This window comes from Tritonibacter multivorans (assembly GCF_001458415.1).
Classification (GTDB): domain Bacteria; phylum Pseudomonadota; class Alphaproteobacteria; order Rhodobacterales; family Rhodobacteraceae; genus Epibacterium; species Epibacterium multivorans.
The window spans coordinates 95,576-119,627 of the sequence record NZ_CYSD01000002.1; the positions used below are offsets into that span (position 1 = coordinate 95,576).

Consider the following 24,052-nt stretch of genomic DNA (forward strand, 5'->3'; position numbering starts at 1 on the left):
CGTGTTTGTCTTAAACGACACCCCAGTTGACCCGAACGCCCTGTTTCCGCGCCTGGAGCGCACCTTAAGCGGCTGCGCCAGCCATCGTTATGCGCTGCACCTCAGCGACACCGGAACCCTACTGTCCACAATCCTGTTTCTGCGTTCCAAAGGCGCGGGGGTTTTCCCAATCCGGGCTGACATTCCCGCAGACAAAGCTCTGACGATGGCCAAGACCGCTGGCTGCGACCGGTTCATAGCAGAGGGTTTGAAAGAACACGAAATCCCCTGCCACGCGGCGGTAGAGCCCGGTGTTCTGGTGCAGATGTCTTCGGGCACCACCGGCGCCCCAAAGGTGATTGCCCGCAGTTGGCAAAACATCGACGAAGAAATCGCGGCCTACGCCGCTTTCTTTGTGCGCAGCGCTGAAATGACCCCGGTCATCGCCAGCCCGATCAACCACAGCTACGGGCTGATTGCCGGAGCCATGGTGGCCCTGCACCGGGGTCATGTGCCGGTGCTGATCGATGCGGTAAACCCCAAGTATATCTTGCGGCGCATGCGCGAAATTGAGAACCCCGTTCTTTATACCTCGCCCGCCATGCTGCACACGCTGGCTAGGCTTTTGCCCAAAGATCAGAAGCTGAATGCCGTGGTGACATCCGGCACAGTGCTGCCGGACGCCTGGTTCGCCGTGATCCGCGCGCGCACGACCCATTTCTTCCAGCAATATGGCTGCTCCGAAGTTGGTTGCATTGCCATCAATCAGGATCTGCAAAACCCGGCCGCCGTTGGCCGCGCCTTGCCGCATCTGCGGCTTATGGCCGGCACCGCGTCGTCCCCGGCTGCCGTTCAAGTCGAAAAACAAGGCCGGTTGATTGCAACCGGGGACCTCGGCGTTTTGGACGAGACCGGGCTGCTGACCTTTGTGTCGCGCGCAGATGATATGATCAATGTGGCCGGGCTGAACGTTTACCCGCAGGACGTTGAAGCCGCGGTTATGACGTCCGACGGGATTTCCGACGCAGTTGCCTTTCGGGTCGAAGACGGCATGGCCGGCGCCCGTGTGGGTCTGCTGTATTGCGGTCACACGGTCACTGAAGACGACGTCCGCCAGATTTGCAACGCACGACTGGCCCCCTATCAGCAGCCAACGCTGATCAAACAGGTCTCCAACCTGCCACGCGAAGCGAACGGAAAACTCAGCCGCCGCGCCATTGCCGCGCAATTTGCCCCGGCCGGGGCCTCGCAAACGCAGGAGGTGCCAGCATGACCTTTGACAGCATCCTGACCGCGATCGAAAGCACCCTGCGCGGTCCGCTTCAGAATACACATATGCAGCATTTCAGCGCCCATGCCCTTCTCAATGACCAGCTGCATCTGGATTCCGTGTTGATCATCAACCTGCTATTGCATCTGGAAACGGATCACGGGATCGATGTGCCCGAGCGTGAGTTCAGCAAGGATGCGTTCAAAACCGTCGCTGACCTGATCCACTCGATCCTTGGTTCCGAGGCGGAGAAACCGATTGGGGTAACAACGGCCAGCCCCTCGCCCGAAGGTGCGGAAATTACGGTTCATTGCGTCGTCAGCTGCATCTGCGCAGCCATACGCCGTCAAGAAGGCGTCGATTTCCGGCCCTTCTACTTTGGCACCTGGGACAGTGACTTTGCGCTGACCCCAGACATGCGACTGTCCTACCACAGCCCAGAGATGAGCCACGCCCATTTTTTCCAATGGGCGACCAAGCTCTATGGGTTGCAGATCCGCTCCTGGTACGATCACAGCCAGAACAAGTCCGCCAACCTCATCCATTTTGAGACCTGCCTTGCGCAAAAGCACCCTTCTGAAGATCTGATGGTGCTGGTGGATATGTACCACCTCCCGGAACGCGAAAATAAGTTCAACCAGAATCCTTTTCCTCATTTTGTCCTGATCGAAGGCACCGCAGATCCTGACAGTTGGCACATGAATGATGCCGATTATCGCTGGCGGGGCGACTTGCCGCGTGCTGCGATTTTGAATGCCATGGCACAGCCAACCGTCGCAGGCGGCTATGTCTTGCGCTGGGATCAGGTCGCGCCCCCAAAACCCGCGGATGTGGCAGAGTATTTCAACAAAACCCTGCTTGCCGACCATAACCCCCTGACCTCGGCCGTTCGTGACATTGTGACCCATCACGCCAGTCCCGAACGCCTGCCAGCCATGCAGGACGCGCTGCGCGAGCTGCCGGTTTTGTCCCTGCGCAAATACGCCTTCGAGCACGCCTTTGCGTTTTTCTGGGAAGAGCTGGACACGCCATTTGCTGATTTCGATGCGGAATGTGACCGAATTGAAGCGCTCTGCGAAGGATATCGCCAATTCCACTATCAAGCGGCCCGCGCCGCACATACGCAGGACCAAACTTTGATCCCAGAGGTGCTGCAGGCGTTGGATCGACTGGACCGGTTGGAATACGACATCAAAGCGGCCCTCACGGCGCAGTTTGACCAATGGTGCGCGCTGAAGCTGGCACCGAAAACCGAAACTCAGGGGGAACTGGCATGAGACTGTCGCTCTGTACCATCTCCTTTCGCCATCAGCTGATTGACCTCAAAGACATCGCGTTTTGGGCGCGTGACAGCGGGTTTCAGGGGATTGAACTCTGGGGAGCGCATGCCCGAAATCAGTCGCCTTTGGCGCTGTACAATGCCCAGTGGATGGCCGCGCAGGGGCTGTCGATTCCAATGGTCAGTGATTATCTGCCCCTTCATGATCTGGCCTTGCTGCGGCAAAGCACGCTGGACCTGTGCCGTCAGGCGCAGATCTGGGGCGCGACGAAAATGCGCACCTTCGCCGGGATGACAGCCACCGCCGACGCCTGCCCTGACCAGCGCCGCAAGACGGCGCGCGCCTTGCGCGAAGCCTGCGCGATTGCCCAGGATAATGGCCTGAAGCTTTTGATCGAAACCCACCCAGGCACATTGGCTGACAGCCTTGCCGCGACCTGTGACCTGATTTCCGAGACCAACCATCCCGGACTTGCTGTCAATTTCGACGCTATTCACCTCTGGGAGGCAGGGGATGACCCGGTTGTAGCCCATAAGGTGCTGTCGCCCTATATCGCCCACTACCATCTGAAAAACATCACATCGCGCGACCGTCTGGGCGTCTTTGCCCCCGCCAATATCTACAGCGCAGCCGGAGACCGCGACGGGCTCGTGTCCCTTTTTGACGGGGCCTATGACTATCGACCGCTGCTGACATTGATGGCAAAAACACCCCAATGCGAAGCCTCACTGGAGTGGTTCGGCGGCAATGTGTTTGCCGCGCTCAAAACGGACCTGAACCAGATCCGATCCTTGACCGATCTCCCCCACGACGCCTCTGTAAACGCGGGATAAAACGCGATAGACAGCGCTGTGAAAGCAAAACGCCGCCCCCGAATTTCCGGGGGCGGCGCTTTTTTGCATTGTCGTTTTTCCGGTGCCTATGCGGGCGCGGCGGTCCTATCAGCGCTCCGGGAGACGTCTTCTGTGTGTCCAGCACCTACCGCCTGTTTGGCCCAAAGATCGGCATAAAGTCCGCCTTCCTCCAGCAGCTGACGATGCGTGCCATCGGCGACAATACGACCTTTGTCGAGAACCAGAATGCGGTCCATCTGCGCAATGGTGGACAGGCGGTGGGCAATTGCGATCACCGTCTTTCCGCCCATCACCTCCATCAGTGTCTTCTGGATCTCTGCTTCGACAGCGCTATCCAGTGCAGAGGTTGCCTCGTCCAGAACAAGGATTGGGGCATCTTTCAGCACCACCCGCGCGATTGCGATCCGCTGGCGCTGCCCGCCAGACAGGGTCACACCACGTTCCCCAACATGCACATCATAGCCGGTACGGCCGCAATGGTCTTTGAGGGAGGCTATGAACGTATCCGCACGGGCGCGCTGCGCGGCTTGGATCACCTCGGCCTCGCTCGCGGTGCTTCGCCCATAAAGAATATTGGCCCTCAAAGACCGATGCAGCAGTGACGTGTCCTGCGTTACAACACCGATCTGAGCTCTCAAACTGTCCTGCGTGACGGTTGCAATGTCCTGCCCATCAATCAGGATTTTGCCCTCTTGCGGGTCATGATAGCGCAGCAACAGTTTGACCAAGGTCGATTTCCCAGCACCGGACGGGCCAACAATTCCAACCCGTTCACCTGCACGCAGGGTCAGGTCGATGCCGTCCAGCCCGCCGCCGTCATTGCCAAACCGATGCGTTACGCCTTGGAACGAAATCTCGGCCTCTTTCAAGTTCAGCTCCTGCGCGTCCGGCGCATCAGTGACACGATGCGGCGGAGCAATGGACTGCAATCCTTCGCGGATGACCCCAAGGTTTTCGAACAACCGGATCACCACCCAAAGGATCCAACCCGCCATTCCATTCAGACGAATGGTAAGCGCGGCTGCCGCAGCGACCTCGCCCACGGAGACCAGCCCGCGGGTCCAAAGCCAAATGGCAGGAACAACCACGATCAGGATCAGTACCCCATTCAGCGCAATGCTGCCAAACGCCAGCTGCGTCATCATCCGCAGGAACCGGCGATAGCCCAGTCGCAGCTTTTGCAACGACGCAAGCGCATGGCGGTCCTCCTGGTCCCCCTGTGCGAACAACTTTACGGTTTCAATATTGCCATATGCATCGACAATCCGCCCGGACGCATCAGAACGCGCAGCAGACCAGCGTTCTGCGGTGCGCGCCACGTGCAGCGCGATATAGCGCACATAGGCCACATACAGCCCGACCCAAAGCAGCAAGGGCACCGCCAGTCGCCAGTCGATCTGCATCAAAACCACCACAGCGCCCACCATATAGGTGATGGCAAACAGCAGGGCCTCGAACATCATGTGCACGCTGTCCTGGACCGCAGGCCCCATTTGCATGACCCGATTGCTTAACCGTCCTGCAAAATCGGTCTGGAAAAAACCAACCGACTGGCGCAGCAGATGACGATGGCCCTGCCAGCGCACCTGTTCTTGCAGGTTCGAGGACAGCGATTGCTCCAGCAGCAAGTGGTTCAGCCCGACCAGACAGGGCCGCACAAGCAAGATACAGAACAGCGCCAGCAGCATTTCAACCTTATAGGTTGACCAAAACGCGGCAGCTCCGGCCGCGTTCATCAAATCCAGAACACGACCAGAATAGAAGATCAGACCGCTTTCCATAAGCGCGGTCAGAACGCCGGTCAGAACCATAAGCGGCAACAGCCGCCGGTAAGGATAGAGCTGTTGAGTTAGATAAGCCCACACGGTTGCTGCAGGCGGAGAATTTTCTGTCGGATCAAACGGATCGACAAGTCGTTCGAAAAATCGAAACACCTATGTCCCTCTCAAAGCTGGGAATGGTTTGCAATGAGATGTGGGTGGGGAACGTGGCGGCATGAGACGCGGAGGGCGCGTCGCTTGGGCTGCCAAGTGTCTGCCTGCATCGAAGCTCCGGGCCTTACTACCGCGAGGGCCGGGAATTGTCACGGTGTTCTGGTACACGTTCGGCCCACTTTAGCCGATCATTTTGGCGCTCGATACGTGAGCGTGGTGTCAAACTGACGCTGGGTGACCTGAAGCCCTTTTGGCGCTTTGGGGAAACGGCGAATGGACTTCAACAGACGCTGCGCGGCTTGGTCCAATGCAGCGACCCCAGAAGAACGGGCAATACGGTAGCTCAGGACATTCCCCTTGCTATCAAGTGTGAAACTCACCTGCACGCCACCATCGCCATGATTGCCACGCGGATAGCGAATACCCTTGCGCAGCCTGGCTGACACCCGCGCCTCCCAAATCGCGTTCAGCTCTGCCTGTTTGCCTGCCGACTTGGCCGACGCCTGCGCCGTACCCGTTCCGGCCTCAGTGCCCCCAGCGGTTCCAGCCGCACGCTGCGCAGCCCGCCCGGCGCTGTCCTGCTTGGACGTGACCGCATCTCCTGGCGGCGCTTTCTTCTTGGGTTTCGGCGCTGGTTTGTGCTCTGGTTTCGGTTCTGGTGCCTGAACCGGCTCGGGAGGCGGGGGCGGCGCGGTGTCCACCTGCACCGCACGCTCCGTTGCGGTCGCCGGCAACGGCATCGACAGCTGCGCCAATGCGCGCGGCGCCTCAGATAATTTGATCTGCGGAATCTCTGGTGCCTGCGTTGCCGCAGTCTGCACCGGCGGAAGCGAAGGTTTTTGCTGCGGGATCGGCGGTGGACGTTCCCACTGCTCCACCATATCCGCAACCGAAGCTGCCGCAGCAGCAAGGGTGACGTCATGCGTCCCGCCTGATCCCCCAGTTTGGCTGCCAGACTGCGGCAGGCTGACAAACCCCGCAATCAGAACAGTCGCCGCAAGGCCGCCAAAGACAACGACCTCAAACATTCCTTGCCCAAGCTGTTTCATTTGGGGGAGACCGCCAGCTCGACCGCGCTGCGACCCGCCTCTGCCAATTGACGCAGAATACGCGCGAGCCGCGCTGCCTCCAACTTCGCATCCGCCCGGATCTGCAAAACCTGAACACGATCGCCCAGCCCCGCAATCGCCACCAGTGCTGCATCGCCTTCTTGTCCGGCAAAGGACAGGCGTCCATCAGATGAAATAAACAGGACCTGTTCCCCTGCGCCAGCCGCCTCAAGCGCGGCTTCAGGCGGCACGATTTCAAAGGGATCTGGCTGGGCAAGCCGTGAGGTCATCAAAAAGAAGATTAACAACAGAAAGACGACGTTGATCATCGGAACAATGGACTCCGCCGGTTTTCGGCGTGTGGGCGTGCTGAAGTCCATGGCGCTTACTCCACCAAGACCACAGAGGTAATGCCACCCGCCCGCAGCGCTTCGGTTACAGCAAGTATCCGCTGCAAATCTGCCCCATCCGTGCCCCGCAAAATCACCATGTCGCCTGCTTTTTCCATCAAAGGAGCCAAAGCGCCCGGCAGATCGGTCACAGGCTGGCCATTCAGCAAGAGCGACTGCGGACCAATATCGACCAAACGCGGCGGACCAGTGTAAGTGCCACCTCCAGCCGCCAGCGGCATGGGCAAAACAGTATCCGTGCCAAACCGCGAGGCAAGCATAAAGAACACCAATAGCAGGAAAACCACATCGATCATCGGCGTCAGGCTGGGCCTGCGGCGGGGGCGTGCTGGCGGGGCAAAGTCCATTGGTGATAGCGCCTACTCTGCTGCGACACGCAATTCCGGCGCGGTGGGTGACGCCAGAAACAGCCGCGTTGCACAATCCTCAACATCGAGGCGGATTTTCTCAATCACGGCCTCATACCATGTGAGCGCAGCAGAGGCCGGGATCGCCACTGCCATCCCGGCAGCCGTGGTCAACAAAGCCTCCCAGATCCCCCCAGCGAGCAGAGAGGGATCCGCTTTTGACCCCGCGGCTTGCAACGCCTGAAAGGCGGCGATCATACCCAAAACTGTGCCCAGCAGGCCCAGCAAAGGGGCAATCGTTGAAATCAGCTCCAAGGCGCCCAGGCCACTGCGGGCCGATGCGATCTGCTTTTTTGCCACGCGGGTGGTTTCTTCGCGTGCACCGGATTGAGAGCGTTCCGAAAGCGCTGTGATGGCCGCTGACACCACCTTGGACCGCACGCCCCTGCGGCCGTAAACAAGCGCAAGCGCCTGATCTTTTTGCCCGGCCTCAAAGGCAGCAACAGCCCGGAACGCTTTGCCCCGTGACCACGCCCCGAGGAGCGCCAAGCGCCATGCCTTCCACAAAATCAACGCAAGTGTTGCCAATGCAAGCGCCGCAATGGCCCAAATCGACGGGCCACCATCGACGAGAAACTTCAACGCCCTGCCGTAAGCCGCCTGCGCAATTTCGACTGGTGTTTCTGCCGGCGCGGCTTCTTGCACACCTACGTCAGCCTGCGACGAGGGCCCCGCCAAAGCCGTCGAACCCTCGGTCGCCAGATGCATCTCGTCCGATGCAGTCTGCAAATCTCTCGGTTCTTCCTGTTGCGGGCTTGATCCTTCCGCGACCAATGCTGCACCGATGTCGGGGACCGCATCTAGCGTAAGAAGCGCTGGGGCTTCGGGCAGTTCAGATGCGACAACAGGCTGGTTCACCTGAGCGGTCAACGAGGCCGCCGACAGGGCTAAAACAACCGCAACAGACGTCGCAAGAAAGGCTGGTCGCATGGTTTGGTTCTCTCAACAGGTCAGGCAGCCAAAGAGGCCCAATTCATCGCCTCAAAGGCTTCGCGATGGGCAAAACACGCCAAATGTTTGTCGATAATGATCCGGGCTTCCGCGAGAGCGCCCGTCTCTTCAGAACAAACGGTGATGGTCAGCAGATCTGCGTCGGCGGTGAGCTCGACCGGGCCTGTGCCCAGGGCGACCGTACCGTTGGTTTCAGTGAATTCTGCTTTAACCTTATGGCCAAAATGCTTGCACAGCTGCTGAAGATACTGAGAGGCTTTTGGTGTTTGAAAAGTGCCGGTATCGCGGAGCATTGGAAACCTCAGCTTTTATCTTAGTATTTTACTATGTTTTTCTACCTAGGTTAGTTCACCCATCGAATGCAAGTTAAATTTCCGCTCGAAACAATTGACCGTTGGGCTTGGGCAGCATGACCGCACCAAGGCCCCAACCGTTGTCCCCAAACGCAGATAAGGAACTGGCAGTCCAGAGACACCGCCCTGAAGCAGGCCTGATCAATGTTGACCCGAAACCATTCCCAAAGGCCGGATCTGACCCGCCCCGGCCCTTGCATCGAAGTGGCCGGCTTTTGCCGCCGTTACGGTTTTTTCGCTAAATATCCGGGCCTCAGCGGACCATTGTTGTGCGGTCCCAATCAGCGTAGTCTGGAGAGCCCTCTCCCTTGATGTCACCAGCATAGCCGAATTCAACCATATGCGTCATGGTAGAGGCCGTGTCTGCGAACGTGACGGCATAGGCTTCGGGAAGCTCGGCCGAGGACAATAAGCGTGTCGCAGAAAAATCGGCCCAACCCGCATGGTTTGTACCGCGCGGCGCATAGAGCGGAATCCCATGCAAAGAACCTGCCAACGGCAGATGGCAATGGCCGTGATAGATATGGCGGATGCGGCCGCTAAAGGGCTGGATCGTGGCGGCGAACCGATCTGCATCCAGAAGCATGATTTTGTCCATCGGAGCAATACGCAGAGCCACAGGGTTGTGGTGCATGAAAATCCACACCGGCCCCTCGAGACGTGAAAGCTGCGCCTGCAGCCAAGCGGCCCGTGTTTCGCAAAAATGGCCGGCATGGGATTGTGGCCCCCAAGTGTCCAGACAGATCGCCGTGCCAAGGCTCAGCGGAACGGTATATTGAACAAAGCCATTTGGGTCTGCGAGATCCGGAAAGGCCGCGCGCAGCAAGGCGCGTTCATCGTGATTGCCGATCAGCGGATATACGGGCACAGGAACGTCCCGCAGAATATCCTTGAGCTTTTGGTAGTCTTCGGCATCCCCCCAATCCGAGAGATCTCCGGTGATAAAAAGCGCCTCAGCGTCGGCGTGGAACTCCATCGCATGCGCAAGCCCTTTGCGAAAGTTCAAAACGGGATCGCGACCGCCAATGGTTTCGCCGTCCTTGGTCAGGTGGATGTCGGTAAATTGCAGAAATTTCATGAGGCTACCTTGTTCGAGGGCTCCGGACAGATGCCCGGAGCCAGAGGTTTAGAAACGTCGCGATTGCAGTTACTTGAGCAAGTCCTGAACTTCTTCCGTCAGCTCTTCCTGAAGTTCGGTCATGTCGCTGTATTCTCCGGTCACGATGCCTTCGAGGCCGTCATAGATAACCTGCGTCGCGGCCAGACCATTGTCGCCCGGATAGGCCTGCCATTCCCGCAAAAGCGGCAGCTGGCGTACCGCCGTCGCCTTGGCGGGGTTGTCCGCATAGAAATCTTTGAGGATGATTTCATTCGCCGCCTGGTTCGGAGGCATATAACCGGTGGTGCGCGCCACATCTGCCGCACCTTCACCAGACGTGATGAATTTCAGCCAGGCCCAAGCGGCCTCCAGCTCTGCCGGGTCTTCGGAAGTAGAGACCATAAGCGCAGAGTTGCCACCTGCAGGCAGGCCCATCGGACCCTTTTCATCCAGCCCCGGGTATTCACTGGTTACCAGGGTGAAATCCCCCATTGCGCGTTCCACGGCCCCCACCGCAGAGGTGGACCAGTACATCATACCCAGATCACCAGCAGAGAAAGACGCAAGCGCGGCTTTCCACTCCAGGTTCTGCATTTCACAGCCCGAGAAGATGTCCTTCATTGTGTTCAGCGCCGTCAGCCCTTCGGGTGTATCCAGCTGGAAATCGTTGCCTTCGACAGTTGGCTTGTCCTGCGACCACATCAGCGCCTGCAGGAACCAGTTGCCGGTGATGTTCCAGCCCCAGAACATCGGGTTGTCCACGCCCGCTTCACGCAGCTTGCCACAGGCCTCCACAACCTCAGACCAGGTGGTGGGCAGGTTGGTCTCATCATAGCCAGCCTTCGCCATCACTTCCATGTTGTAGTAGCCAACCGGCAGCGAGATGGAGAACGGCAGGCCATAGACATCATCGCCAAAGGTGCCCAGATCCAGCATTGCCTTGTGATATCCGTCTTTGGCAAAATCGGCTTCCTTTGCGATGAACGGCTCTAGCGATTTGGCGATGCCCTTCTCGACCAGAATGGCCTGACGGTTTAGACCTTGCATGGTGACGTCCGGCAGCGTGCCCGCAACCGCTTCGCGCAGGATGGTGTTGGTGCCGTCCTCGTAGGACTCATATGTAGCACGCATTTTGATTTCGATATTGGGATGCTGCTCGTAAAACTTTGGCAGGATCTTCTCATATGTAACGTCAAAGAGGTGGCTGTAGGGGTAGCCGAACTCAACAACGATTTTGTCTTCAGCGGTGGCGGCAGTGGCCGCCAGCACAAGACCCATTGCGGTCGCAGTCAGTTTCATTATCGTAGTCTCCTGTTGGGGGGACGGACAGTTTGGCGATTGGATGTCCCCTGATGTGATCCCTCTTGGGATTTGGCGGTAGGCCGGGCCGACAAGGTCCGGCTTACTTCATTCCAGACAGCGTGATCCCCTCAATGAACCTGCGTTGCGCGAGCAGAAAGCAGACGATCAGAGGGGTGACGATGATACAGGCGGTGGCCATCATGGGTCCAAAGTTGTCGCCATCGGCGTCGCCCTTGAACTCTCGCAGGCCCAGGGGCGGTGTGAACAGATCCCGGTTGCCGGTGATGACAATGCGGGGCCAGAAATAATCGTTCCAATGGGCCACCACGGAAAAGATCCCAAAGGCCATCAGCGCCGGGATCGCAGTGGGCAGCATGACGCGCCAGATAATCGCGTATTCGCTCATCCCATCCATGCGCGCGGCATCGATCAAGTCATCCGGCACCGTCATAAAGAACTGGCGCATCAGAAAAATTCCAAAAACCGAAATGGTCCAAGGAATGATCAGCGCGGCATAGGTATTGGTCAGACCAACCTTTGCCAGCATAATATAAAGCGGCAGCGCAATCGCATGGACAGGGATCAGCAGGCAGAACAGAACCAGCGTGAAAACAAACTCACGCCCCCAAAACCGCAGCTTGGCCAGCGCATAGGCGCAGGGCAGCGCAACCACCACCTGAATGAAGAAGATCGACACCGTCACCACGACGCCATTCAACAGATAGCGCAGCAGCGGCGCTTTCTCAAAGGCGGTGCTATAGTTGTAGGCAATCGGATTCACCATGCAATCGGCAACCTCCTTTCCAAGCTTTATGCAGTAGTCATCGCGAAACGGCGCCTGCGTGCCGATAAAGCCACCGGTCTGCTGCATGATCTCGGCAGGTGCTTTCAGCGACAGGCTGAGCATGGTGTAAAACGGCAAGAGCACAATCAGCGCGCCCAGGATCAGCACCGCATGGGTCAGCGCGGTCTTGGTGCTGAACCGCAAGGCCAGCGCCTTTGTATCCGCAACAGCTTCAGTCATCCCCCGCCCCTTTCATCTTTTTGCAAATATCCCGGGGGTGTGGGGGCTGGCCCCCACGCGGACCACCAGCCCAAACGGCAGGATCAGGCATAATGCGTCCTCCGTTCAACCAGCCACCGCTGGATCAGCGTCAGCACCATAACAAAGGCAAGAAACACGACGGTGATCGCCGCCCCAATCCCCATGAGGTTCTGCTGAATGCCCTTCTCATAGATGGCAAACATCATCACGAAGACCGATTTCGACGGCCCCCCACCCTGCGGATAGAAAGCTTCAACCATGTCGAACACCTGAAAGGAGCGGATAAAGCTGATGGTAACCACAAAGACAGTGGTTGGCCCCAACAACGGCCATGTCACTAGCCGGAACCGGTCCCACCCGCGTTTCGCCCCATCCATTTCCGCAGCGTCATACAGCGACCGCGGAATGGACGTCAGCCCCGCGAGGTACAACACCATATTAAAGCCAAAGCCCTGCCAAACCCCAATGAAAGACACGGTCCAGATCGCATAGTCGCGATCCTGCAACCAAAGGGGAAAGCTGCGCTCGCACCCTTTTGCGTACCAGGTCCACAGCTCCAGCCAAGTGCCACAGCCACGTTCCAATGTGCTGTTGATCACACCGATGGTCGGGTGAAAGGCGAACTCCCAGACAATCGCCATCGCGATCAGCGCGGCCATAACGGGCAGAAAGTAGATCGTCTTATAGATGTCGCCAAATCGCCCCAGAGAATGGATCAACAAGGCAGACCCCAGGCCCAGCCCGACGGTCAACGGCACCACAACAAAGACATATCGAAACGTGGCGCCGAACATTTTCTCATAGGCCGACCGGGTGAAAATCTTCTCGTAGTTCTCAAACCCCACAAACTCTGCGCCCATGTTGCCGAGAGAATAATCTGTGACGCTCAGCCCCATGGCGATGAGGATCGGGATCAACAGGATCACAGTCATCAAGACCAAGGCAGGGCCGATAAACCAGATATGGGCATGGCTTTTGATCATTGTGCAACCTCAAGCTGCCGCGCACCGTCCAAAGTCACACGCTGGCCATCGGCCTCAAAAAACAACACTTTGGCGGGATCCAGATCAAACCGCACGTTGTGTCCACGTGCGACGTTGCGGGCCTGATCCGGGTGCGCCCGGATGACCACAGGATTGTCCATCTCTTTCAGCGTCAGGTGCAGAAACAAATCCGACCCCAGGTTTTCCCGGTGCGAGATCATGCCTTCAAAGCGCCCCTCTGCCGCAAGATGCAGATGCTCCGGGCGCAGACCAATAAACAGAGCCCGCGGTTGGCCAGACTGCACGTTGAAAAGCCGCTGACCAAGAAGCACAACCCGTCCGTCGGCCAACTTTTCCCCCGGCAGGACATTGATTGCCGGCGATCCAATAAAGCGTGCCACAGCCAGAGAGGCCGGGTTGTGGTAAATCTCGTCCGGTGGTCCCACCTGAAGGATTTCCCCTTGCATCATGACTGCCATGCGGTCCGACATCGTCAGCGCCTCAGCTTGGTCATGGGTCACATAAACAAAGGTCGCATTGAGGCGTCGATGAAGCTCTGACAGTTCCGCCCGCATATGGACCCGCAACGCGGCGTCTAGATTGGACAGGGGTTCATCCATCAAAAAGGCGACGGGGTCACGCACCATGGCCCGTCCCAGCGCAACCCGCTGGCGTTGACCTCCAGACAGCTGCCCCGGCTTGCGGGCCAAAAGTGGCGTGATTTTTAGCGTTTCAGCCACCGCCTCAACACGCGCATGAATATCCCGACAGGCCCTACGTGCGACCAGCGGCCCCACAATCGGCAACCGCCCGGCCCAGCCCAGCTCACGCATCTTCAGAGGCGTCATCATGTTTTCCGCAACGCTCAGATGGGGATAAAGCGCATAGCTTTGGAACACCATCGCAAGGTTTCGATCCGCCGCGCGGGTCTGAGTGACGCTTTGCGCTTGGATCCTGACGTCGCCGGTGTCGGCGCTGTCCAAACCGGCAAGAATGCGCAGCAGGGTGGATTTCCCACAGCCTGATGGGCCAACCAGCGTTACAAATTCGCCCGCCTCAATGTCCAGCGACACGCCCTTGAGGACTTCCGTGCTACCAAATGATTTGTGAATTCCGGAAAGGGAAATCTGTGACACAGCCGCCTCCTGCGTTTGTGGCGCAAGAATGCAAGCTCTCGTTCTCAGTTCTGTGACGACATATTAGTTTCACTAATGCATGTGAGAGTCCGCGCATGAAACCGCCTTTTACAAACCCTCACCAAATGCGCGCCTTTGCTCAGGTCGTGCGCAAAGGGTCCATCAGCGCAGCCGCGCAGCAATTGGGCGTTTCACAGTCCGCGATCAGCCAGCATATCTCCAAAGTCGAGACCCTCGTGGGTTCTAAACTTCTGATCAGGGGCCGCGACGGCGTAACCCTGACAACGATCGGTCAGGAAATTTTCAGCCTCGCCGATGAGTTCGCCGCGCTGGACCAGCAAATCGCAGAACGGCTTCATCAGCATTCGGAACTGGACCTTGGGCATATCTCGATCATCGCGAACGCCCCGCAACCTGCTTTGCGTTTGATCGCGCGGTTTACCCGGCGGTTTCCCAAAATTTCGGTGAATTTTGGTCTATGCGACTGGTCCTCTGCCGTCGAGCAACTGCATTCGCACCGTGTCGACATCGCGTTTATTACGGACCCGCCGCAACAGACGGATCTGTTTATCAAAGAAATCATACGCTCACGATATGTGGCCTACGCCCGCGCGGATCATCCCATCGCCACACTGCAATCCTCGCGGCTGGCCGACCTGGTCGAACACACATTGGTTCTGCCAGAAAAGGGATCCCTGACGCAGCGGGTTGTGAAACAAGCGCTGAAGAAGGCCAATCTCACACTGCAACGATCGGTCACCATGACCACCTTCCCGGTCATGAAAGAAGCCGTGCTGCAAGGCGTCGGGGTGGGGATCTTCTTGCAGCACAGCTCGGTCGCAGCAAAAGACCTGTGCGAAATCCCAATTGCAGATATGCCAGAGGAATTTTCAACTTGTCTGGTCGTCCCGAAGCACAAGTTGGGGCTTCGGGTGACCCAAAGCTTTCTGGAAGCCTTGGATTGAACGGCACAAGACACCTTGTTTCCGGTGTTCCGGAGGCGGCATGATATTGGCGACCACAGACCCGCAGCGCAGTTGTCAGTTTCGCCTCATACGATGTCTGGTAAGGTCACGCCCAGACTACCCAGAACCGTAAGCACCAGCAGCGCCCAGCCGGCCAAAACAGCAGCCAAAACAATGTACGCGCCGTAAAAGGCAGGTTCGTTCTCGTTTGTGCCACATACGAAAACCGGGTCACAAGCGGAATGCCGAGGCGCACATTGCCTAGGGCACCAACGCCGTACGGGCGGGCGCTCCAAAACAGAGCTGATTGGCACCAATGCCCTTCCAACAATCGCAGGAAAGTCATGTTTCGCCATGTCAAACCGAAATCAAAAACCGCCCAAGGTTTCAGCACCCATTGTTCCGCTTTTTTTGAAGCTGCTTCATTTGATGCGACGTGACATATGGTCATTCTCTTGGGAAACAACTATGAATCAGCGCTGTAGCGACTTTCTGCGCAGGTCCGGGTGGCAGGTGTGACACGGCGGGGCGCAAAGCCCCATCTTGTCACATCAAATTGCCGCCCTTTAGGCTTTCGCAAGGTCACAGACATTTGCCCGCGCCTCCCTCTACGTCGCATCGAGGGCCGCGCAAACAGGGCTCCACTTGGGTAACGCGACGGGTATCAAGATGACGATCACCTTTCATCTCAACGGTGAAGAGGTCTCGCTTCCAGACATTTCTCCCACCACCACGCTGCTGGATTGGCTGCGCGAAGACCGCGGGCTGACAGGCACAAAGGAAGGCTGCAACGAAGGCGACTGCGGCGCCTGTACCGTCATGGTCACTGATCAGGGCGGCCATAAGGCGCTGAACGCCTGTATTCTGTTCCTGCCACAGCTACACGGAAAATCCGTGCGCACCGTCGAAGGCGCGGCAGGCCCCGATGGCCAGCTCCACCCGGTGCAAGAGGCAATGGTGGATCTACACGGCTCGCAGTGTGGGTTCTGCACCCCGGGCTTTGTCATGAGCATGGCCACCGCGCACGCAAATGGCGCTACTGATCACGACGACCAGCTTGCCGGCAACCTATGCCGCTGCACCGGCTACGCGCCGATCATTCGCGCGGCCAAAGCCGCCGAAGAGGCCCCGGTTCCCAGCTGGATCAAGGACGACAGCTCCTTCATCTTTTCCGAAATATCCCGGGGGGAGGTCGCAGACCGGGGGGCAGAGCCCCCCACATCCCTGCGCCCCACCTGCGCGGACGAGCTGGCCACAGCCTATGCCGCCCGCCCCGATGCGACCCTGATCGCAGGGGCGACCGATGTTGGCCTCTGGGTCACCAAATCCCTGCGCGATCTGGACGATGTGATCTTCCTAGATGGCTGCACTGACCTGAAAGACATCACCGTCACCGAAGACGAGGTGCGCTTTGGCGCGATGGTCGATATGAACCGCGTGCGCGACACGCTTGCGCCGCTGCATAGTTCTTACGCGGAAATGGTCCGCCGCTATGCCTCGCAACAGGTGCGTGGCGCAGCCACAATTGGCGGCAATATTGCCAATGGCTCTCCCATTGGGGACAACCCACCTGCGTTGATCGCGCTGGGGGCCACTTTGCATTTGCGGCAGGGCGAGACCCGACGTGCGCTTCCAATCGAAGATTTCTTCATCGATTACGGCAAACAAGCCCGCGCCCCCGGTGAATTTGTCGCGGCGGTGAGTTTCCCGCGCCAGCCAGACAGCCTGCGGGTCTACAAGATCTCCAAGCGCTTTGATCAGGACATTTCGGCCGTTCTGGGCGCGTTTAATGTGACTGTTGTGAATGGCTCTGTGACGGCGGCACGCATTGCGTTCGGGGGCATGGCCGGCATTCCAAAACGCGCATCGCACGTTGAAGCAGCCCTGATTGGCAAAGCTTGGACTGCAGAGACCGTGGCTGCAGCGCAAGCCATGTTCGACAAGGACTTCACCCCGCTTACCGATATGCGCGCCTCAAGCCACTACCGGCTCGAGACCGCACGTGGCCTTCTGGCCCGGTACTTTGCCGATCTGAACGGCGAAACCACACATGTGCTGGAGGTGAACTGATGGCTGTTGCAAAATCCCTGCCCCATGACGCCGCCCGCCTGCATGTGACCGGTCAGGCGCGTTATGTCGATGACATCCCCATGCCGCGCGGCACGCTGCATCTGGCCTTTGGCCTGTCAAACATTGCCAAGGGCACCATTTCCTCGATGGATCTGGAGGCGGTGCGCGCCAGCGCAGGCGTGGTTGCGGTGCTGACCGCAGAGGATGTCCCGTTTGAAAACGATGTCTCGCCTGCCGCCCATGATGAGCCGCTTCTGGCCATGGGAGAGGTCCATTACCTTGGCCAGCCGGTGTTTCTGGTGGTCGCCACATCCCATCGCGCCGCGCGGGTCGCCGCGCGCAAGGGCGTGATCACCTATGACCAAGGCGAAGCCCTTCTGACGCTGGATCAGGCGCTGGCGGCTGACAGCCGCTTTGAGGACGGGCCGCGCATCTACCAAAAGGGCGATGCAGGCGCTGCCATCGAGACGGCCGCCCATGTGATAGAAGACACCTTTGAAATCGGCGGTCAGGAGCATTTCTATCTGGAAGGTCAGGCCGCCCTTGCCCTGCCGCAGGAAGACGGCGGTATGCTGGTGAGTTCCTCCACCCAGCACCCGACCGAAATCCAGCACAAAGTTGCCCATGCCATCGGCTTGCCGATGCACGCCGTGCGGGTGGAAACCCGCCGCATGGGTGGGGGCTTTGGCGGCAAGGAAAGCCAGGGCAACGCGCTTGCCGTGGCCTGCGCCATTGCCGCACGCCAGACCGGCAAACCCTGCAAGATGCGCTATGACCGCGATGATGACATGACCATCACCGGCAAACGCCACGCGTTTCGGATTTCCTATCGCGCAGGCTTTGACACCGAAGGGCGGATAACGGGGGTGGAGTTCACCCATCTGGTGAACTGTGGTTGGGCGCAGGATCTGTCCCTGCCGGTGGCTGACCGTGCCATGCTGCATTCCGACAACGCCTATGCGATTCCCGCCATCCGGATCGAGAGCCACCGGCTCAAGACCAACCTGCAATCCGCCACCGCCTATCGCGGCTTTGGTGGCCCGCAGGGGATGGTGGGCATTGAACGGGTGATGGACCATGCGGCGCATGCTCTGGGGATCGACCCGATCGAGCTGCGCAAGCGCAATTATTATGACGCGCCGTCTGAGGCGTCTGTTGATGGGGGCTCTGCCCCCCGCTCTGCGAGCGCCCCCCGGGATATTTCTGAAAAGATGAAAGACAACACCACGCCCTATGGAATGGAGGTGACGGATTTCGAGCTGCATGCGATCACCGATCAGCTGGTGGCCTCGTCTGATTATGACGCGCGCAAGGCGGAGATCGCGGCGTGGAATGCCAAGAATGACCGGATGAAGCGCGGCATTGCCTTCTCTCCGGTGAAGTTTGGCATTTCCTTCACGCTGACGCATCTGAACCAGGCAGGCGCGCTGGTGCATGTTTATCAGGATGGGTCTATTCACCTGAACCACGGCGGCACGGAAATGGGCCAGGGCCTGTTCCAGAAGGTCGCACAAGTGGCTGCAAGCCGGTTTGGCGTCGATCTGGGCCGGGTGAAGATCACGGCGACGGATACGGCCAAGGTGCCCAATACCTCTGCAACGGCGGCGTCGTCGGGATCGGATCTGAACGGCATGGCCGTGAAAGCCGCCTGTGACGAGATCCGCGATCGTATGGCGGCCTATTTGGCCGAATACCACCAACAGCCCGTGGCAAAGGTCAGCTTTGATGGGGACCGGGTGACGGTAGGCCACGAAGAGCTGAGCTTCGAGCAGGCGGCCATGCTGTGCTACACTGGTCGGATCAGCCTGTCGGCCACAGGGTATTACAAGACGCCGAAGCTTGAATGGGACCGCATTCAGGGCAAGGGCCGCCCGTTCTTCTATTTTGCCTATGGCGCGGCGATCACCGAAGTGGTCGTTGACCGCCTGACCGGCGAAAACCGCATTCTGCGCGCCGATGTGCTGCATGATGCGGGGGCCTCGCTGAACCCGGCGCTGGATGTGGGTCAGGTTGAAGGGGCCTATGTGCAAGGGGCTGGCTGGCTGACCACGGAGGAACTGGTCTGGGACGGGCAGGGCAATCTGCGCACGCATGCGCCTTCGACCTATAAGATCCCGGCCTGTTCCGACCGGCCGGATGTGTTCAATGTTGCGCTCTTTGACGGGCAGAACCGCGAGGACACGATCTATAAATCCAAAGCCGTGGGCGAGCCGCCCTTTATGCTGGGGATCTCCGCCTGGCTTGCCCTGTCGGACGCCACAGCGGCCTTTGGTGAGACCTATCCGCATCTGAATGCGCCCGCGACCGCAGAAGAGGTCTGGCGCCGGGCCACAGAAGTTGCGGCGGAGGTTGCTGATGGCGTTTGACGTCGACGCCCTGCGCAAAGCGGTTACCACCCATGGCCGTGTGGCCCGGGTGGTGATTGCCGAGGTGCGCGGTTCCAGCCCCCGCGAGGTGGGGGCTGCGATGCTGGTCTGGGACGGCGGGCAATCGGGCACCATTGGCGGCGGAACATTGGAATTCGAGGCGGCGAAGGCCGCTTTGCACCAGACCCGTCCCCGGCACCTGTCCCGTCATGCGCTTGGCCCCGATCTGGGCCAGTGCTGTGGAGGGTCGGTGGCGCTTTTGACTGAGGTCTTTGAGGCAGCGGATCTCGACACTCTCGGCGACGACGTGATTATCCGTCCGGTCGAGGCCAGCCCGCAGCCACTGTCGGTTGCACGTCTCATCGGCCAAGCGCGCAATATGGGCATCCAGCCCACCGTGCAATTGACTGACGGCTGGATGATCGAACCGGTCTATCGCCCGGACCAGCCCCTGTGGATTTGGGGCGCTGGTCATGTAGGCCGCGCGCTGGTGGACGTCCTGTCACCCTTGCCGCAATATGACATCACCTGGGTCGATACAGGGCCGGAACGGTTTCCAGCAGACATCCCCTCTGGCGTCACACAATTGCCCGCCGCCCGGCCGGAACGGCTGGTGCCCCACGCGCCAGCAAAAGCCGTGCATCTGGTGCTGACTTATTCCCACCAACTGGATCTGGCGCTGTGTCATCGCCTGCTGGGCCACGGTTTTCAGTTCGCAGGCCTGATCGGTTCTGACACCAAATGGGCGCGTTTCCGATCCCGGCTGGCAGACTTGGGCCATCGACCGGAACAAATTTCCCGGATCACCTGCCCCATCGGCCAAAAGGATCTTGGAAAACACCCCCAAGCCATTGCCGTAGGCGTCACAGCTGAGCTACTGAGCCTCAGCCTGAGCCTCGAAACCAAAAAGGACCTGACAGCGTGAGCCATCCGCCCTTGTTGACCCTGAGCGGCCTGACCAAGGCCTATCCCGGCGTGGTCGCCAACGACCAAGTCTCTTTGACCATCGGCGAGGGTGAAGTACACGCGCTGCTTGGGGAAAACGGGGCTGGCAAATCGACCCTGGTCAAAATGATCTATGGTCTGGTGAAGCCCGACAGCGGCACCATGACCCTGCGCGGAACCCCTTATGAACCGGGTGAGCCGCGCGAAGCGCGTGCCGACGGCATTGCCATGGTGTTCCAGCACTTTTCGCTGTTTGACGCGTTGAACGTTGCCGAAAACATCGCGCTTGGCATGGAAAACCCACCGCCCATGCGTGATCTTGCGGCGCGTATTCGCGAGGTATCAGAGGCCTATGGCCTGCCGCTGGACCCGTTTCGCACCGTTGGCGATCTCTCCGCAGGCGAACGCCAGCGGGTCGAGATCATCCGCTGCCTGCTTCAGGACCCAAAGCTTCTGATCATGGACGAGCCGACCTCGGTTCTGACCCCACAAGAAGTCGAGATCCTGTTCCAGACCCTGCGGAAGCTGAAATCCGAAGGCACCTCGATCCTCTATATCTCGCACAAGCTCGAAGAAATCCGCGCGCTGTGCGATCACGCCACGATCCTGCGCCTGGGCAAAAACGTCGGTGAATGCGTGCCAGCCGAGACCTCGGCCCGTGACATGGCAGAACTTATGGTTGGCACCACGCTACAAACGCCGGAACGCCACGCGCGGGACGTAGGCGAGGTGATCCTTGATATTTCAGGGCTGTCTGTGGCCTCGCCATCGGAATTTGGCACCGCGCTGAAAAACCTGCATCTGACCGTCCGCCGCGGCGAAATCCTTGGTATTGGCGGTGTGGCTGGTAACGGCCAAGACGAACTGCTGAGCGTTCTGTCGGGGGAGATCACCACCGCCGCAGATGCGGTTAAATTCGACGGCAAAGCCATCGGCCAGATGGGCCCGAACGCGCGCCGCGCGTTGGGTGTACTGGCGGCGCCGGAAGAACGTTTGGGGCATGCGGCAGCGCCAGACATGAGCCTGACCGAAAACGCGCTCTTGACCGGCGCTGCGCGCGAAGGGCTAGCGCAAAACGGGTTCCTGAAATGGGGCGCGGCCAAGGAGTTTGCCGAGACAATCATCAAAGCCTTTGATGTGCGCACCCCCGGCCCCGCCAATGCGGCGCGGTCGCTGTCGGGGGGCAACCTGCAGAAGTTCGTCATTGGCCGTGAGGTCCTGCAACGGCCCGAGGTTCTGGTGGTGAACCAGCCCACCTGGGGTGTGGATGCGGCGGCAGCCGCCGCGATCCGTCAGGCCCTACTGGACCTGGCCGCCGGTGGCGCGGCCGTCATTTGCATCAGCCAAGATCTGGACGAACTGATGGAAATCTCGGACAACTTTGCCGCCCTGAACGAAGGCCGCCTGTCGGCGCCGCGTCCTGCGGTGGATCTGACGGTGGATGAAATTGGCCTGATGATGGGTGGATCCCACGGTATGGAAGTGGCGCATTGAACCCTGCGCCGCCCCCAAAGGGCAAAGGCCTGCGCCTGTGGTGGCGGGGGGGAGCCTCCGGCGGGGATATTTGGAAAAAGATGAAAGAGCGGCCGCTAAGGGCCGCAAATGACAGGGGAGTTGGAGATGATCCGGCTTGAGAAAAGACCACAGCCATCGCGCGCCTGGTCACTGGCGACGCCTTTGGTTGCGGTGCTTGCAACGATGCTGTTTGGGGGCGTGCTGTTTGCTGTGCTGGGCAAAGACCCGGTGGAAGCTATTCGCACGATCTTCTGGGAGCCGCTGTTTGGCGAGTTTGCCTTTTATTACCGCCCGCAGCTTCTGGTGAAAGGTGCACCCTTGGTGCTGATTGCCATTGGCCTGTCCTTGGGCTTTCGCGCTGGCATCTGGAACATTGGCGCTGAGGGGCAGTATATCATCGGTGCACTGACCGGCGCGGGCGTGGGGCTGGCGTTTTACCCGATGGAAGCCTTCTATATCTTCCCGCTGATGGTCCTTGCCGGTGCGCTTGGCGGCTGGGCCTGGGCGATGATCCCTGCAATCCTGAAAACACGCTTTGGCACCAATGAGATCCTTGTGTCGCTAATGCTCGTCTATGTGGCTGAGCAGCTTTTGGCCTCTATGTCCTTGGGGTTGTTGAAAAACCCTGAAGGCTTTGGTTTCCCCGGTTCACGCAACCTGCAGCAATATGACAGCGCTCATAATGCGGAACTCATCGCAGGCACAGGCATGCACTGGGGTGTTGTGGCCGCGCTGATCGCGGTGATCTTTGCCTATGTTCTGCTGAACCGCCACATGCTGGGCTTTCAGATCCGCCTCACCGGTGAAGCGCCACGGGCTGCAAAATTCGCCGGTGTGAACCCGCCGCGCCTGATCCTGTTTTGCCTCGGGATCTCTGGTGCGCTGGCCGGTCTTGCGGGCCTGTTTGAAGTGGCAGGCCCGGCTGGCCAGGTGTCGATCGACTTTAACGTGGGTTATGGCTTCACCGCCATTATTGTGGCTTTCCTTGGCCGCCTGCATCCTGTGGGCATCCTGCTGGCCGGTGGGCTGATGGCGCTGACTTACATTGGCGGTGACATTGCGCAGGGCAATCTGGGCCTGCCTGCCGCTGCGATCCAGGTGTTCCAGGGGATGCTTCTGTTCTTCCTCTTGGCGCTGGACCTGTTGACCAACTACCGTATTGCAATCGGCAAACCGGAGGCCGCGTGATGGACCTTAGTGCAATCAACCCCGTCCTCCTCGTTGCATCGCTGATGGTCGCGGCCACCCCGATCCTACTGGCAGCCATTGGCGAACTGGTGGTGGAGAAAGCTGGCGTGCTGAACCTTGGTGTTGAGGGCATGATGATCGTCGGCGCCATCGCAGGCTTTGCCACTGCCGTTGAGACCGGCTCACCGCTGTTCGGTTTCCTGATCTCTGCTTTCGCTGGTGCGGCGCTGTCGCTGTTGTTTGTGATCATGACCCAGGTGGCGCTGGCGAACCAAGTGGCGTCTGGCCTTGCGCTGACACTGTTTGGCCTGGGGCTTTCGGCGCTGATGGGGCAATCCTATGTTGGGATCAAACCGCCGCAGCTGGGTCAAATACACCTGCCGGTCCTGTCGGACCTGCCGGTTGTCGGCCAAATCCTGTTCAGCCATGACATCATTCTTTACTTTGGCATCGCGCTGACGGCAGCGGTCTGGGCGGTTCTGAAATACACGCGCGTTGGCCTGATCCTACGGGCGGTTGGCGAAAACCACGACGCCGCCCATGCGCTTGGCTATAAGGTTGTGCGCATTCGCATTCTCGCCATTTTGTTTGGTGGTGCCTGCGCTGGTCTGGGTGGCGCTTACATTAGCCTGATCCGCGTGCCGCAATGGACCGAGGGCATGACTGCAGGCGTGGGCTGGATTGCGCTGGCGCTGGTCGTCTTTGCCAGCTGGAAACCCTGGCGTGCGCTGCTCGGTGCCTATCTTTTTGGCGGTGTGACCGTTGTTCAGCTTAATCTACAGGCAGCCGGCGTTGCGATCCCCGTCGAATATCTGGCAATGTCACCCTATCTGATCACCATTCTGGTGCTCGTCATGCTTTCCGCAGACAAGAGCAGCGCACCTGCCGCACTTGGCCGCATCTTCCACGCCTCCCGCTGATTTCGGGGGGCTTTTACCTGCCTGACTGCCG

General features: G+C 59.2%; 21 protein-coding genes. 10 read left to right on the plus strand and 11 right to left on the minus strand.

Features of this window, described 5'->3' with window-relative positions:
* Nucleotide 1 precedes the first annotated feature (1 nt).
* Genes TRM7557_RS00565 through TRM7557_RS00575 form a run of 3 tightly spaced genes read left to right on the plus strand, consistent with a single transcriptional unit; the run spans nucleotide 2 to nucleotide 3,362 of the window.
* The gene (locus TRM7557_RS00565; protein ID WP_058288273.1) at nucleotides 2–1,252 is read left to right on the plus strand and encodes an AMP-binding protein; all 1,251 of its coding nucleotides are present in this window, start codon (nucleotides 2–4) and stop codon (nucleotides 1,250–1,252) included.
* A complete protein-coding gene (locus TRM7557_RS00570) occupies nucleotides 1,249–2,526 on the plus strand; it encodes a DUF6005 family protein (protein WP_058288274.1) in 1,278 nt (425 codons plus the stop codon). Before TRM7557_RS00565 ends, TRM7557_RS00570 begins: the two co-directional genes overlap by 4 nt.
* Entirely contained in the window at nucleotides 2,523–3,362 is an 840-nt protein-coding gene (locus tag TRM7557_RS00575; RefSeq protein WP_058288275.1) for a sugar phosphate isomerase/epimerase family protein, read from the plus strand. The genes TRM7557_RS00570 and TRM7557_RS00575 overlap by 4 nt, the downstream gene beginning before the upstream one ends.
* Nucleotides 3,363–3,448: 86 nt before the next feature.
* Here TRM7557_RS00575 and TRM7557_RS00580 read toward each other — a convergent pair whose 3' ends face one another.
* The 11 genes from TRM7557_RS00580 to TRM7557_RS00630 all read right to left on the minus strand — a co-directional run bounded on the left by TRM7557_RS00580 (nucleotide 3,449) and on the right by TRM7557_RS00630 (nucleotide 14,052).
* Nucleotides 3,449–5,317: an ABC transporter ATP-binding protein gene (locus tag TRM7557_RS00580; protein ID WP_058288276.1), complete on the minus strand. Its 1,869-nt coding sequence runs from the start codon at nucleotides 5,315–5,317 to the stop codon at nucleotides 3,449–3,451.
* A gap of 188 nt (nucleotides 5,318–5,505) precedes the next feature.
* Nucleotides 5,506–6,345 carry an energy transducer TonB gene (locus tag TRM7557_RS00585; protein WP_058288277.1) on the minus strand — a complete coding sequence of 280 codons (840 nt, stop codon included), beginning with the start codon at nucleotides 6,343–6,345 and terminating at the stop codon, nucleotides 5,506–5,508.
* Between the two features lie 17 nt (nucleotides 6,346–6,362).
* Nucleotides 6,363–6,746 (minus strand): ExbD/TolR family protein, encoded by a 384-nt coding sequence (locus TRM7557_RS00590; protein ID WP_058288278.1) that lies wholly within the window; start codon nucleotides 6,744–6,746, stop codon nucleotides 6,363–6,365.
* 5 nt (nucleotides 6,747–6,751) lie between these two features.
* On the minus strand, nucleotides 6,752–7,123 hold the full coding sequence (locus TRM7557_RS00595; RefSeq protein ID WP_058288279.1) for an ExbD/TolR family protein: 372 nt from the start codon (nucleotides 7,121–7,123) through the stop codon (nucleotides 6,752–6,754).
* A 12-nt stretch (nucleotides 7,124–7,135) separates the two neighbouring features.
* A complete protein-coding gene (locus TRM7557_RS00600) occupies nucleotides 7,136–8,113 on the minus strand; it encodes a MotA/TolQ/ExbB proton channel family protein (RefSeq protein ID WP_058288280.1) in 978 nt (325 codons plus the stop codon).
* A gap of 20 nt (nucleotides 8,114–8,133) precedes the next feature.
* Nucleotides 8,134–8,427 (minus strand): DUF2218 domain-containing protein, encoded by a 294-nt coding sequence (locus tag TRM7557_RS00605; RefSeq protein WP_058288281.1) that lies wholly within the window; start codon nucleotides 8,425–8,427, stop codon nucleotides 8,134–8,136.
* Nucleotides 8,428–8,740: 313 nt separating this feature from the next.
* Nucleotides 8,741–9,565 (minus strand): metallophosphoesterase, encoded by an 825-nt coding sequence (locus TRM7557_RS00610; RefSeq protein WP_058288282.1) that lies wholly within the window; start codon nucleotides 9,563–9,565, stop codon nucleotides 8,741–8,743.
* 69 nt (nucleotides 9,566–9,634) lie between these two features.
* Complete coding sequence (locus TRM7557_RS00615; RefSeq protein ID WP_058288283.1) at nucleotides 9,635–10,885, minus strand: extracellular solute-binding protein; 1,251 nt, start codon at nucleotides 10,883–10,885, stop codon at nucleotides 9,635–9,637.
* A gap of 103 nt (nucleotides 10,886–10,988) precedes the next feature.
* Nucleotides 10,989–11,912 (minus strand): carbohydrate ABC transporter permease, encoded by a 924-nt coding sequence (locus tag TRM7557_RS00620; protein ID WP_058288284.1) that lies wholly within the window; start codon nucleotides 11,910–11,912, stop codon nucleotides 10,989–10,991.
* Between the two features lie 83 nt (nucleotides 11,913–11,995).
* Entirely contained in the window at nucleotides 11,996–12,916 is a 921-nt protein-coding gene (locus TRM7557_RS00625) for a carbohydrate ABC transporter permease (RefSeq protein WP_058288285.1), read from the minus strand.
* Complete coding sequence (locus TRM7557_RS00630; protein WP_058288286.1) at nucleotides 12,913–14,052, minus strand: ABC transporter ATP-binding protein; 1,140 nt, start codon at nucleotides 14,050–14,052, stop codon at nucleotides 12,913–12,915. The genes TRM7557_RS00625 and TRM7557_RS00630 overlap by 4 nt, the downstream gene beginning before the upstream one ends.
* 125 nt (nucleotides 14,053–14,177) lie before the next feature.
* Between TRM7557_RS00630 and TRM7557_RS00635 the strand changes: the two genes are divergently transcribed.
* The 7 genes from TRM7557_RS00635 to TRM7557_RS00665 all read left to right on the plus strand — a co-directional run bounded on the left by TRM7557_RS00635 (nucleotide 14,178) and on the right by TRM7557_RS00665 (nucleotide 24,021).
* Nucleotides 14,178–15,017, plus strand: a complete 840-nt coding sequence (locus tag TRM7557_RS00635) for a LysR family transcriptional regulator (protein ID WP_058288287.1) — start codon at nucleotides 14,178–14,180, stop codon at nucleotides 15,015–15,017.
* A 669-nt stretch (nucleotides 15,018–15,686) separates the two neighbouring features.
* Nucleotides 15,687–17,087, plus strand: coding sequence for a xanthine dehydrogenase small subunit (gene xdhA, locus TRM7557_RS00640; protein WP_058288288.1), 1,401 nt, complete (start codon nucleotides 15,687–15,689; stop codon nucleotides 17,085–17,087).
* Nucleotides 17,087–19,453, plus strand: a complete 2,367-nt coding sequence (gene xdhB / locus TRM7557_RS00645; protein ID WP_058288289.1) for a xanthine dehydrogenase molybdopterin binding subunit — start codon at nucleotides 17,087–17,089, stop codon at nucleotides 19,451–19,453. Before xdhA ends, xdhB begins: the two co-directional genes overlap by 1 nt.
* Nucleotides 19,443–20,378, plus strand: a complete 936-nt coding sequence (gene xdhC / locus TRM7557_RS00650; RefSeq protein WP_058288290.1) for a xanthine dehydrogenase accessory protein XdhC — start codon at nucleotides 19,443–19,445, stop codon at nucleotides 20,376–20,378. Before xdhB ends, xdhC begins: the two co-directional genes overlap by 11 nt.
* Nucleotides 20,375–21,892: an ABC transporter ATP-binding protein gene (locus TRM7557_RS00655; protein ID WP_058288291.1), complete on the plus strand. Its 1,518-nt coding sequence runs from the start codon at nucleotides 20,375–20,377 to the stop codon at nucleotides 21,890–21,892. Before xdhC ends, TRM7557_RS00655 begins: the two co-directional genes overlap by 4 nt.
* Nucleotides 21,893–22,018: 126 nt before the next feature.
* Nucleotides 22,019–23,101, plus strand: coding sequence for an ABC transporter permease (locus TRM7557_RS00660; protein WP_058288352.1), 1,083 nt, complete (start codon nucleotides 22,019–22,021; stop codon nucleotides 23,099–23,101).
* Entirely contained in the window at nucleotides 23,101–24,021 is a 921-nt protein-coding gene (locus TRM7557_RS00665) for an ABC transporter permease (protein WP_058288292.1), read from the plus strand. The genes TRM7557_RS00660 and TRM7557_RS00665 overlap by 1 nt, the downstream gene beginning before the upstream one ends.
* The last annotated feature ends 31 nt before the right edge of the window (nucleotides 24,022–24,052 follow it).